The following is a 13,929-nucleotide window of genomic DNA, read 5'->3' on the forward strand; positions in this document are numbered from 1 at the left end:
TCATAATAATCAATAATTTTTATTTCTTTTTTAGATTTTATAAAATTAGTATTGAGTGTAATCAAGAATGTCCCACCTTTAGTAGCAACTGGTTTACCAAAAAAACATTCAATTTCTTGATTATCTATAGGGTCGTAAAGCGCGAATTTTGTTAGAGAAAGAACATTTATCAAAAATCGTTTGTCATATATTTTATCAGATTTTGATAAAGCTTTTATAATAATTGGAGAGTTATTAAACAACTCAACTGATTTAAATTTACCTTTCCTATAGATTTCGAGACCAAATGGTAATTCTTTAAGTGTTTTTTTTAATAAATTAGATGATTTTAAAACTTCTATTTCTGTTGCTATTTTATTTGTTGAGGTAAAAGCGTCAGAATTTTTAACCGTATTTGCACTGGGGACACCTTCTTGATTATCGGCTAATTTTAGTTTAGCAGTACTTTCATACATAGGAGTGACATATTCCAGATATTTTTCAGCTAGTAAAAGGCCTAAAAACATTATCAATAGAATGATTGGTATGCCCTTAAGAAGCGGTCTGAGTAATCTAATGTTTTCGTTCATTACTTAAGTTTTGATTAAAACAATCCTATAAGAATAGCCGCTGCCGTTATAGTTGAAGTAAAAGGAATGATAATTGAAATTTTTTTGTCAAACTCTTTATTCTTTTTAGAAGGAACAATAACAACATCGCCAGGATAAAGTTGAATATTTCTATTGCGAATATCATTTGGGATTGTCAAATCGATATTCGTTACCCTTACATTTTCTCCTTCTTGACGTAATATTTTTATAGCTCTCAAGTTGGCATAAAATTCAAAACCTCCTGTTTTACTAATCATTTCTATGAGTGAATTATGATCTTTGTCTACAGTAATTACATTCGGATTTCTAACCTCTCCAAGAACTGTGATTTCTTTGTTAAGGACTTTTACATCAATAATTGGATTAATGATCCATTTTTTGAGCTGATTTTTTATATATTCTTTTAACTCTGGAACAGTTTTGTTGACTACGTTTGTTGTTCCAATTTTAGGGATTTCTATGCTTCCATTGGCATCTACAAGCAGCCATTTACCATATACTTCGTTCGAGTCATAAATTCCATAAACTGATCCTACACTTAGATTTTCTTCACCCCAAACGGATAAGGATATTTTATCATCTTTTCTAATTCTATATTGATAATTTGCATCGTATGAAAAAGTAGCAGTATCTTTTACCGGTTCCTTTGTTTCAAATAGATTGTACGTTTTACACGAAGTGAAAAGTAATGTGACTAGAAAAATTTTGATTATAATTCTCATAAAGTGACAGTGTTTAAAACTAAAAGAATGAAAGGATTCTTTGTACAATACTGGGATTAGATTCTCTTATCAATGCTTTGATTGTGATTATTTTACTAATGATGTTAGCAATTTTAGAACTTACCGTTGCATCTTTTATTAAGTAGTCAAAGGCTCCATATTTGAGTGCATCTACAGCAGTTTCTATGTTTTCCTGACCAGAAATCATGACGACGTAGATGTTTGGATTGTATCGTTTTATTTTTTTTAAAACATCAAATCCTTTCATCCCATCCATATTATGGTCTAAGAATATAATATCTGGATTTTGGTCAAGATTGTCAATGCAATCATTGCCGTTACTGTAATATGTGACATCGTAATGACCAATGTTTTTTAGAAACTGTTCATAAACGTTGGCACAAAATATATCATCATCAACAATAAAAAATTTGAATTGGGTTTCAGCTTTCATGGTATAATAATATTTTATAATTCTTATACTAAAATCAAACCATTTTTGTAAATTATTGATATTTAGTTAGTTAGTTTTTTTTTATTATGAGTATATTCCAAATTTTGGAAAATAATCATGAATTAGATCAAAGATTACAGGAGATTTTTAGTAGTTTTAAGATTGATAAGACTTGATTTTTAATACTATATTCAGGGCGTAATTTTCTGTAGCAATTCTTTAGAGTTAGCGAAAGACATTGCAATTCAATTTCTTAACATTATCTATAAAAAAGTGAATCATTTTAGAAATTAACATCCTTTTGAACCGAAAACTAGCTAAATAGAAATGAAATTACATATTAAGTTCATTTTCCAGTAATTGGAGCACCACTTTTTCTAATGTTTCCTTTACTTTATTATAAATGATTAGGGTCTGACTTATATCTTTACGGTTAGTTTTTACGACTTTTTCAAGAAATTTAACATCACCAATAATAGATTCAATAGCTAAGTTTTCTATACTAGGCTTGATTTTGTGTATTAATCGTGCCAATTCATTAAGATCATTTTCAAGAAGAGCGTTATCAATAGTCGCTAAAGTATCGGTTATTTGATTTGTAAAAATGAGAAGCATCTTTAAAACAAAATTTTTATCTCCTTTGCTCATATCTTGCAATATATTTAAATTGTATAGTGGCTTTGTAGAGGTACTATTTTGATCAGCGGCTACATTTTTTTTGCCAAGAGTATGTTTTGCAATTGTTTCTATCAAAATTATTTCTTCAAATGGTTTGGTTATATAATCATTCATCCCTGCTTTTTTGCATTTATTTATTTCTGTTTTAAATGCATTTGCAGTTAATGCAATAATTGGGATGTTCAGTTTTAATTCTTTTCTAATAATTTTAGTAGTCTCAATTCCATCTAATTCTGGCATTTGTATATCCATAAGTATGATGTCAAATTTTTCTTTTTTTAATATTTCTAATGCCAGTAATCCATTTTCAGCCTCAGTAACCTTACAGTTATGATAAGACAAGGAATTCTGTGCAACCATTCTATTCATTTCATTATCTTCTACCAATAAAATTGCTATATTGTCTATTTTTATTAATTTTCTTTCCGTTTCAAGACCTTTTAAATTATGCTCGTTTCCTTTTTTAAATTTGAAATTAATGTGTATTCTTGTGCCCTTATTTTTCTTGCTTTCTACTTTGATTTCTCCTTTCATTAGTATAACTAATTCCTTAGTTATTGCCATTCCTAAGCCAGTTCCTCCGAATTTTCTGGTTATTCCTTTATCTTCTTGGGAAAACTTCCTAAACATCGTATCTATAAAAAAAGGATCCATTCCTATTCCTGTATCTGATACGGAAATACATAATTCTTGTGACAAAACATTGTCAGAGATTAGTTCGCAGTTGATAGTAATTTGTCCTTTATGAGTAAATTTTAATGAGTTTCCTACTAGGTTAAATAATATTTGTTCTAATCGCAGGCTGTCTCCTATTAGTACTTTATGGATATGACTAGAAATGGTAGTTGATAGACTTATTCCTTTTTGTTTTGCCTTAGGTTCTAAGACAGTAATGATTTTTTTAATTGAGGTCTCAAGAGTAAAATCGTTATTTTCAAGATGCATTTCACCTGCCTCAATTTTAGAAATATCTAAAATATTATTAATGATAGCGGATAAATGTTTGGATGCAATTGTACTATTTTTGATATGTTGTTGCTGCAGTTCTGTTAACTCTTGTTTTTCTAGTTCTCGTAAAAAACCAACTATTGCATTAAGAGGTGTACGTATTTCATGGCTCATGTTAGCCAAGAAGGCTTCTTTAGCAATCGAGGCATTTTCAGCTTTTGTTTTCTCACTTTCTAGGTCAATTTCAAGTTGTTTTTGCTTGGTTATGTCTAAGTGAGTTTCTATGGAGCCGACTAATTTTCCGTTGTCATCATAATTTAATGCACGGCTTATTGCCCACCATCTTAACTCGCCTCTTTTATTGGTTATCGGAAATTGAAAAAGTTCAGAAACGGTTTTATCTTTTGTATTAACTCTGGTTTTTACGCCATCAAAGTTGTTTCTGTAGCCAAAAAAATCGGTTGTCTTTTTTCCTAGCAATTCTTTAATTTCATAGCCAGACATTAACTCAAAAGTTTGATTCACATATTGTATGATGTCGTTGTTGTCAATTTCGATTAATCCCAGATTTACATTGGCAATAATATTTCGGTATTTTTCTTCTTGATGTTTTAGACTTAATTCAGAGTGTTTTCTTTCGGAAATATCTTGAATAAAAAAACAAAAAAAAATTTCGTCTCCCTGTTTTATCGGAGTTATAGTGATTTCTATAGGAAACTCATCTCCAGATTTATTTAAGACAGATAATTCTATTTGTTTACTTAATCCAGAAACATCACCAGTCTTTAAATACATGTCAATTGCACTTGATTGCAAATCAATATGAATTTTATCTGAAAAAATATTTTCGGATAAATGTTTACCAAGGACTTCCTCTCTTTTCCAACCAAAAATATTTTCTGCTTGATTATTCCAAAAAAATATTTCTCCAATACTATTGACATTTATAATACAATTTAGGGATGAATTCAAGATTAGGTTACTCCTAATTTCACTTTGTTCCAAAAGCGATTGTGTTTTTATTCTTTGTGTTATATCATTATATTTCCAAAGAGATCCTTTATGTATTGAATTTATGAAGATGGGGATATAATCTCTTTCTAAAAATCGATTATCAACAGTTTCTAGCAGTTCATTGGTAACTATGACTCTTTTTTTTATTATTTCCTTTATTCTGCGTTTAAATGATTCGGGATTTTTAAATTGGTTTCCTGAAATTTCTGACAAATGGGATAGTCCGCTGCTTGCTATTTTTTCTGGTTGACAAAATAGTAAAAATGTGTCACAATATAATTGATTGGTGAATATTGGTCGTTGATTTTCATTTTCTACCAAAATTGCTGATTGTAAATTGGTTAAAAGTGTTTTTAATAATTCAATATTTCGGGAGTAGTTCTTTTTTATTTTTTTTCCTTTTAATATTTTATCTTTTAAGTAAGTAGAAATTAAATAAATATCATTGTGTTCTTCTTTGTTCTTTATCTCATCGAAGATTGAGTCTAACCCTCCAAGACTTTTGTCTAACTTTTTTATAGATTCTTTCTTGTTATGAAGTTTTAATTTTAATTTTTTATTTGCTAATTCATATTCTTCTATTATTTCATTAAAAGTACTATGAGCTGTTTTTTTTTCTTTTTCGAAATTATTATAGCTTTCATTGATAGCATTAAAAAAAGCAACCATAGTATGATTTTTTATAAAATCTGTTACTAAATGTTTATCTATTTGTTCTTGTAAAAGTTTATGAAAGTTATTCATTTTTCGCATCTGTTAGAAAAAATACAACTGGGAGATTTTTTTAGCGAAATCTATTCTTCAAATGAGTTTTAATTGCAGTTTGTCTATTCTCTTAGTTTTGATAATTAGTTTTTTTAGAAATTAGGGCATTTAATTTTTACTACTGAATGAAGTACCAAGTTTTAAACTGCTTTTGACTGAATTAAATTATAAATGGTAGATTTTCCAATATCTAGTTTTTTAGCCGTTCGAATAACATCATTATTATTATTTTTTAAGAAATAAAAAATTATTTCGGCTGTGTACTCCTTTAATGTCTTTTCTTTCGAAAGGAATATGTCATTATTGTTTATACTAATAAATGTGAGGTCATTGGGTAAGATTTTGTTTTCTTCACACATTACACAAGCTAAGTCAATGACAGATTTTAGTTCTCTAATGTTTCCATAGAATGGATATTTCATTAATTTTTGTTTTGCTTCTTTAGATAATGTAATATGTTTAATTTTATTCTCGTTCACAAATAAATCAATAAAATACCTGGAAAGTAACAAGGTGTCATTTCCTCTTTCTCGAAGTGGGGGCAACTCTATAGGTAATCCAATTATTCTGTAAAACAAATCCTCTCTGAAGTTTCCTTTTTTCACTTCTTCTGTTAAATCTTTATGTGTTGCTACGATTAATCGAGCATTGAATTTTATTTTACTTGTGCCTCCTAAGCGAACTACTTCTCTTTCTTGTAAAACCCGTAACAATTTACTTTGAAGACTAAAGTCTAGTTCTGCAATTTCATCCAAGAAAATAGTTCCGCCATTCGCTTGTTCAAATTTACCAATGTTTCTATCGGAGGCTCCAGTAAAGGCACCTTTTTCATGACCAAAAAATAAACTCTCCATTAATTCTTTGGGGATGGCTGCCATGTTTATGGCTACAAAAGGTTTGTTTTTTCTGTCAGAGTTGTAATGAATAGCTTTTGCAACTACTTCTTTACCAGTTCCTGTTTCTCCAGTTATAGAAACGTTTATATTGGTATTGATGGCTTTATTAATTTTATTGAAAACAAGTTTTATACCGTCGCTTTGACCAATGATTGTTTTCTCAAAACTTAATTTTTGTTCTAGTTTTTCTTTTAGTCCTTCGACTTCTTGAACCAATTTGAGGTTTTCTTTAATTTTCACAATAGAGTTCCAAAGCAAATCTTTTGTGTTATTGTTCTTTACGATGTAATCTTTTGCACCCGATTTTAAGAAATTTACAGCAACTTCGATGTCCTCCTGACCACTGATAATAATGATAGGAATTTTGTCATTTATTTCTTGTATTTTTTTTAATAGTTTATCTCCTTTTATATCCGGAAGACCAAAGTCTAAGCAGATTATTTGGGGTTTTGTGTGTAAATTATTGATGCAATCCTTTCCAGTTTGAAAAAGGTGCACATCAAAATCAGGATTTAGTTGTAAATAATATTTTATAGTCTCTCCAAAAAAGAGATCATCTTCAACGAGAAAAATTTTTAGCGTGCACATTATTCCTATTATTATTATTATTATTATTATTATTTGAAAGAATTATAGATTAACGAGTAAAAGCTTATTATGGTAATATTTAACAATATTTTTACGCTAAGTTTATAAATAAAATACAATATATAAAAGGATAAAAACATATTTAGTAAAACATGTAGTTATTGGACAATTTATGTTAAATTTAGGTTTATAATGCTAAATAAAACCTTGTTTTATGGCCTCCTTCACTAAGCCACCATCGTCAGTTACCTTAAAAACTTTTTTCATTCGAATGACACGTTTTTGAATTGCACTTGTAGTGAGATGGATAATAGGTTCCAGTTCCTTGATTTTAAAACCTTTAGATAAGTATAGGAGTATTTGACGATTGTAGTCTTCTATCATGAGTTCTTTTTTCCATATTTCATCAATGCATTTTTTTACCATTGGACTTTGGTATTGATTTTCTTTCATGATCTCCATTAACACGAGTTGGAGTTTTTTGGGAGTAATGTCACTTTTTATAATTAATGCATCTGGTCGTATTTTTTTTGCTACATCATAAATAATAACAACCTCAGTGTGTGCAGTAATGAAAATAATTTTACAATTAGGCATTATTTCTCGTATTAAAATAGCTAGATCACTACCTGAAAAAATGGACTTTTCTTCATAACTAGGGAGGCCTTTATCTATTATAGCAATATCATAATGGAGTTTTGTCGTAATATTTTTAAAGAGAAGAGAGTAGGCTTCTTCGCAAGTATAGGCTCTTGTGAAAACGGGTTCGAAAGAGCCAAATGGAGCTATCGTTAACGCGTTTACGTATCCTTCTATTGTTATGGGATGATCATCGATCAGTAGTATGTTCATCTGTTTTGTGTTTAGTTTTAGTAAAAAAAAATAGTGGTTTATGTTAAGTGGAATGAATAAATATTTATCTGTAATTGGATCTGCTTTTTTAGTATTCCTTGTACGTTTTTCTTTTCTAAATTATTTATAATAATGCAACAATTGAAAAGAGAAAATGTAAGTTTGCTTTTTTTGTACTATCAAAGACATTCAAGATGCGACAAATCGGATGATAAAATTAGAATTACAACTTACAGCGGTTAATCAAAATAAGTGGTGCAATTTTTTATTTACAATCCTAGATATTAGTTTTTATTAACTTTGATTTAGCTTTGAAAAATAATATTGTTTTGCTTGTTTAAGGCAATGCTAAAGGTAAATAAAAAATATAAGTTTATCAATTAACAAGATATTTCTTTTTTATTAGTGACTTGTATGGTTTTTAATTTTTATTTTTGATACGACTTATAATTGTATTAAAATTGAAAACAGAACGAAGAATATTTTTTTTCAGTATTATATTGTTGATTATTTCTTGTAACGAAAAGAAATTTGAGCAAGAAAATAAAGATTATGCTTTATTTTTTTTAAAAAAAATAGAATCAAAGAGTTTGGATAATGATATACAAGAAAAGTATTTAGATACAGCATGTCAAAAAATGAAAAATCAAGTAAACGATTTTGTTGCTATAGATTTGTATTTTGAGATTGCTATAAAGGACTGCTTTTTTTATGTTTTAGAGAAATACTTTAAGGTTGCAAAGATTTTTTATGAGCGGTCTCCTAAGAAATTAGATTCTAAATATATAGCAAAATCACTTTGTTATTTTGGGAATTATTATGAGTTTAATGGGCAATTAGATATTACTTTTTCTTGTTATCTTCAGTACGAGCGGATGTGTAAAAAGAATAATTATGCTTTGATTTTAAATGAGTTAAATTTGTGTAATTCGGATATTTTATACGCGATAATTAGTTTTGACGAAGTAGAGATAGAAGGAATTAAAGTTTTTAGACCGTTGTCTAAAACTAATAATACGAGATTGTTTTATAAAATTAATGTTGTAATAGTTTTGTGTTTTAAGGAATTGAGTAATTGTCAAGAATCTTTAAGATATTTTAAGATGATTTTGTTACAATTACAACGATTGGATGGACAAGATTTTTCTAGCGATATAATAGAAAAGTCTGAGGTTAGATGTTGTAACAATACGGAGACTGTTTATGAGGAAATTCAAGATTATAAAGAAGTTATTCACTTGTATAAAATAGGTTTTCAAACAAAAGGACTTAAACAAGGTCATGCAAAATGCAGTAGTATGTTTCTGGATAATTTTGAATATTCAGAAATGGAATCAGTTAATCATAAAAGAATTAAAAACATATTATTTAAGTCCTTAAAAATATTGTATAGCTTACAATTACCATTAAGTTTGGTAACTACTAAAATTAGAATCTTGGAGTTTTACTTACTAGAAATAGATGTTGTAACATCACTTTGGTATTTTACTGAGGGGCTGGTATTGGCAAAAAAAAATAAAAGTAAGGATAATAATATTCAATCATTAAAATTACTGATTGAGAATTATGAAATAAAAAAATATTTTAGTTCGCAATTATATTTTGAGGATAATGATAGCATTCAAATTTTAGAAAGAAAAGAAAGAATAAAATTTGCAAGAATAGTGTGTGAAAAAAAAAAAATGGAAGAGAAAAATAAAGTTTTGTTAAAAAACAATAAAATTCTTCTTTTGTGTTCAGTGTTTCTTTTTTTTATTTTGAGTACATTCCTTGTTGTTTATCTTTTGAAAATTAGGAACAGTAAATTTGTTTATGTACAGAGTTGCCAAGATGAAAATGAAAAAATATATGATTTGATGTTGGTTAGACAATCCGAAATTGAGAATGCGCGTAAAGAAGAACGAGAACGAATTGCGATGGAATTACATGATGGGATTGTTAATAGCATTTTTACAACTCGATTTAATTTATTACAATTAACTTCAAGTAATATTGATAAAAAAGCACAATTGATTCAAGAGCTTGAAAAAACAGAAAATGAAATTAGAAAGGTCTCGCATGATTTAGCTAAGAATTTGATTTATGAAGAAGAAAGTTTGTTTGAAATTTTGAGGGATTTGGTAACTTCACAGCAAAACGAATTTAATACCAAATTTGATTTATCTTTCGATAAATATATTAATTGGTCAAGGTTTAGTGGCTCTGATAAAGTGCATATCTATCGTATAATTCAAGAAGGAATACAAAATAGTAGCAAATACTCTAGAGCTGAAAGATGTCATATTTTGTTATTAAATACAGATGATAAAATAACAATTCGCATTTGGGATAATGGAATTGGCTTTAATGTTAAAAATGTTAAGAATGGTATTGGGTTGAAGAATATTAAAGAAAGAGCCCGTTTATTAAAAGGAGAATTGAAAATTATTTCAAGTTTAGGAAATGGTACTACGATAGAAGTTGTTTTTTGATAGGGTATTGTGGATTTAGTATTTATGAAACAAAAGCGTGAAATATAAAGAATTACTTTTGATATCATTACTTTGCAGATCAGTGGCTCTATTTTAAGCAGATTCTAATAATTGAAATTCAATACTGCAAATTTTATAGAGAGTTTTTTTGTAATTTCCTAGCTTAAATGATTGATGTTAAGTAATTATGCTGTTTTTTTTAGAAATAAGTTTCTTTATCCCTATCTTTTTCTTAATCAGTTGTGGATTTATTGAAAGTACTTTCTGTTGTAAAACCAGTAATCTCTGATGGCTTTAAATTATGGGTTTGAAACAAGCAAACAAAAAATAGTAATATCAGTTGGATCGTTTTTTTAAGATTTTAGGATGTTTTGAATTATAGATGTTTATGATAGATTTTAGAGATGAAGCTATATAGGGTTGGGTTAGGTATGGTTTTTAGTTAATTCTGTTAGAATTATTGATTATTTCGATTTTTTACTTCGAATGGTGATGGGTGTAGTTTTTTTAGTATGAGTATTAATTTAATTATTTATATTGGTAGATATGGGAAATGTATTTAACAAGTTGGATCATCATCTGATGGTTGGGATGATATTTAATAAATTGCAGAATTTGTATTTGAATGATTGTCGGATTGTAGTGAATTATATGGAAAGCATTAAAGGAGGGGCTTTTAAAGTTGTTTTTTTTTTTAAGAAAGTAATTTTTGTAAAATCTAGATTAAAATTTTTCATTTTATTTTTAGTGTCGCTAAATGCTTTTTCTCAAGAAGGGATACCAGTATATTCGGATTATTTTGCGGATAATTATTATTTGATATTTCCTTCTATGGCGGGAGCTTCTAATTGTCATAAAATAAGGTTTACAGCTAGAAAACAGTGGTTTGGTCAATCCAATACGCCAGCATTACAAACATTAAGTTATAATGGTAGGATGGATGAGAAGTCTGGAGTGGGAGTTATTGTTTTTAATGACGTTAATGGGTATCATTCTCAGTTTGGTTTCAAGTCGACATATGCTCATCATATTATGTTTTCGAGGGATGAAGTTGATTTGAATCAGTTGTCGTTTGGTGTTAATGTAGGTGTTAATCAAAGTCAATTGAATAAAGGTGAATTTTTGAGTTCAGAGAATTATGATCCGATTTTTGGAGATATGGTTCAAAGGGTGTCTTATTTTAATTTTGATATTGGTGCTTCTTACAATTTGTTTAATTTTAGTTTTAATGTTGTGATTAAGAATGTTTTGGATACAAGGCGAAATCTTTATACTGAATATGAAAGTGATAATTTAAGGAAATTTATTGTTAGTGGTGGATATGTTTTTGGTAATATTGATGAGGTTTTATGGGAGCCTTCTTTTTTATATCAATTTGTAGACAAAACAAAAGAGAGTGCATTAGATGTAAACTTAAAAGCATACAAAAATTTAAGTTCAGGAGTGCTTTGGGGAGGCGTGTCTTATAGACGAAGTTTTGATGAGACTAAGTTTGGTAATGGAGGGGGGGCTAATAGCCAAAGATTACAATATGTTACGCCAGTTTTAGGGTTTAATTATTATAATTTGGTTTTTGCTTATTCTTACACCTATTTACTAGGTGATTTGCATTATGGTACCGATGGATTGCATCAATTAACATTAGGGGTGAATTTATTTTGTAAAGCTGTTAAGTATGATTGTAATTGTCCAGCAATAAACTAGTGACGACTTTATTTTAAAATTTTTCTTTGAATAGGTTGTTTAACTTTGAAAAGTGATATATAAAACATCGTTATAGGAGTGTTTTAAAAAGTTAACTATTTTAAATATATGTAAATTTGATTTATGATGGGTAGGTTTTAAGGATATTGTATAAATTCCGACGTAACTACATCAGGGGTAATCTATGATGGTAATAACTTTAGGCCGTATTGGTTTGATTAATTGCGTTCACAAGATAGAATCAGCGCATGAATTTATAAAAGTAGTGATAGTTAGAAAAGTGCTTTTGAAACTGCTTAATTAACTGTTTTTATCTAGTTGGAGTTTAAATCAGTACTCTTGGTTCTTGTATATTTGGATTTTTCTTCAGAGTTAACAAATAAAAATGAGCTTTTTTTAATTCGGTTAAAATGGTAGTGATCGGACGTTGACTTTTAAATAGCAACTAACATTTTTTATTTTACGGATTTAAAAAAGATATCTACATACTTGATTGTGTCAACTTGGAATCAATCATAAAAATTTAGTGTCAAATAATATAAAAGCGATTAATAATGAGTGAGTTATTGTTTTATTTTTATATCTTCGTACAAAAGTTTAAACTATTTTTTTATGAGTAAAAACCTACCATCGACATTTAATGTCTTAAGAAGAATACTATTTATTTTTTTTCTACTAAGTTCTTTCTTTTTGTATTCGCAGGCTACTATAGTTACAAATCCAACTAATTCTCAAATTAATTCAGCGCTTAATGGCCCAGGAATCGTTATCACTGGGGGGACTTTGAGTGGCGCTGCAGCTATTTCGACTGTAAGGTCTAATCAAGTTGCTACATTTACAAATGGAGTTGCGGGAGCAGGACTGGGGTTAACAAGTGGAGCTTATTTTTCTACTGGAAATGCACCATTTGAGTTAACAAATAGAAACACAGCTAATCAAAGTTCTTATAATCCAGCAGGCGCAACTACTCTTTCAGATCCTAATTTATCAACAATAGACGCAACAGCTACGCGAGATTTGATTTCTTACTCGTTTACAATTACATTGGGGCCTACTATTTCTGGTCTTAAAATTGGATATCAATTTGGTTCTGAGGAATACCCTGATTATGTAGGATCAAGTTTTGACGATGCCTTTGGTTTTTTTATTACTGGCCCTGGTATTGCAGGTACATTAAATATGGCAACATTGCCAAATGGAAATGCAACATCAATTAATAAGGTGAATTCGGGAGTTCCTGGTTTTAGTGGTTTTCCACCTGTCGCGGCTTATGATGGTACGCAATCTGCTTTGTATACTAATAATGGACACACAACTACGATTTCAGGAGGTAGGTACATTACAAATCCTCAACCTCAACCAGGTCCTTTTCCAGTTTTTGTAGAATTTAATGGTTTAACAAAATTGATAACTAGGAACGTAACAGGTTTAACTCCTGGAGCAACTTATACTTTTAAAATTGTTATTGCAGATGCTGGTGATTCATCATTAGATTCAGGTGTTTTTGTTGATTTAATTGAAGGTATAACAAATGCAGATTTAGGTGTAACAAAAGCAACAAGCAGCATGTCTCCGCAAGTTGGGTGTGGTGTTACATTTACATTAACAGCTAGTAATGCTGGACCTAGTAACTCAACAAATACAAAAGTTACAGATTTACTACCTTCGGGATATACATTTGTATCCGCTACGCCGTCTGTTGGAACTTATAATTCAATCAATGGTGTTTGGGATGTTGGGTTGTTAAATATTGGAGCTACACCAACTTTGTCGATAGTTGCTACAGTAAAGCCGTCGGGTGTTTATTTAAACACTGCAAGTATAGCATCGGCAGATATTATTGATATAAATGGAACAAATAATTCTTCTTCTGTGACCCCGGTCCCCACAGCTGCTGTTGTAGCAACTAATACAACAAGTACTGCAGCTATTTGTGAGAACAGTACCAAATCCTTATCAGCTACACCTTCAGGTGGTACCTGGTCAGTTGTTTCAGGAGGAGGGACGATTTCAGGAACTACTTATACACCGGCAGATGTTTCTGCGGATACTTCGGTAACAGTGCGTTATACTGTTGCAGCCAATGGATCCTGTCCAGCGACAACTTCAGACGTCGCATTTACTGTTAATGTATTTTCAGGAACGGCGACTAATACAACAAGTACTGCAGCTATTTGTGAGAACAGTACCAAATCCTTATCAGCTACACCTTCAGGTGGTACCTGGTCAGTTGTTTCAGGAGGAGGG

At 29.5% G+C, this 13,929-nt stretch carries 9 protein-coding genes; 3 read left to right on the forward strand and 6 right to left on the reverse strand.

All coding sequences use genetic code 11. From position 1 onward, the window contains the following. From FLA105534_RS23080 to FLA105534_RS23105, 6 genes are all read right to left on the reverse strand, one after another. Positions 1-569: Wzz/FepE/Etk N-terminal domain-containing protein (locus FLA105534_RS23080; protein ID WP_217427729.1), on the reverse strand; the 569-nt coding region annotated here is incomplete at its 3' end. 14 nt (positions 570-583) lie between these two features. Next, on the reverse strand, positions 584-1,312 hold the full coding sequence (locus tag FLA105534_RS23085) for a polysaccharide biosynthesis/export family protein (RefSeq protein WP_173968427.1): 729 nt from the start codon (positions 1,310-1,312) through the stop codon (positions 584-586). 19 nt (positions 1,313-1,331) lie between these two features. Continuing rightward, positions 1,332-1,766: a response regulator gene (locus FLA105534_RS23090; RefSeq protein ID WP_173968428.1), complete on the reverse strand. Its 435-nt coding sequence runs from the start codon at positions 1,764-1,766 to the stop codon at positions 1,332-1,334. A 333-nt stretch (positions 1,767-2,099) separates the two neighbouring features. After that, positions 2,100-5,150 (reverse strand): hybrid sensor histidine kinase/response regulator, encoded by a 3,051-nt coding sequence (locus FLA105534_RS23095; protein WP_173968429.1) that lies wholly within the window; start codon positions 5,148-5,150, stop codon positions 2,100-2,102. Positions 5,151-5,311: 161 nt separating this feature from the next. Further along, entirely contained in the window at positions 5,312-6,655 is a 1,344-nt protein-coding gene (locus FLA105534_RS23100; RefSeq protein ID WP_173968430.1) for a sigma-54-dependent transcriptional regulator, read from the reverse strand. A 195-nt stretch (positions 6,656-6,850) separates the two neighbouring features. Beyond that, positions 6,851-7,507, reverse strand: a complete 657-nt coding sequence (locus tag FLA105534_RS23105) for a response regulator transcription factor (protein WP_173968431.1) — start codon at positions 7,505-7,507, stop codon at positions 6,851-6,853. 461 nt (positions 7,508-7,968) lie between these two features. Here FLA105534_RS23105 and FLA105534_RS23110 point away from each other — a divergent pair, with 461 nt between their 5' ends. The 3 genes from FLA105534_RS23110 to FLA105534_RS23120 all read left to right on the forward strand — a co-directional run. Continuing rightward, positions 7,969-9,978, forward strand: a complete 2,010-nt coding sequence (locus FLA105534_RS23110) for a sensor histidine kinase (protein WP_173968432.1) — start codon at positions 7,969-7,971, stop codon at positions 9,976-9,978. Between the two features lie 651 nt (positions 9,979-10,629). Next, positions 10,630-11,682 (forward strand): PorP/SprF family type IX secretion system membrane protein, encoded by a 1,053-nt coding sequence (locus FLA105534_RS23115; protein ID WP_173968434.1) that lies wholly within the window; start codon positions 10,630-10,632, stop codon positions 11,680-11,682. A gap of 612 nt (positions 11,683-12,294) precedes the next feature. Next, positions 12,295-13,929 (forward strand): DUF11 domain-containing protein (locus tag FLA105534_RS23120; RefSeq protein WP_173968433.1); only part of this gene is annotated, 1,635 nt, incomplete at its 3' end.

The sequence above is a fragment of the Flavobacterium collinsii genome, assembly GCF_902804485.1.
Classification (GTDB): Bacteria; Bacteroidota; Bacteroidia; order Flavobacteriales; family Flavobacteriaceae; genus Flavobacterium; species Flavobacterium collinsii.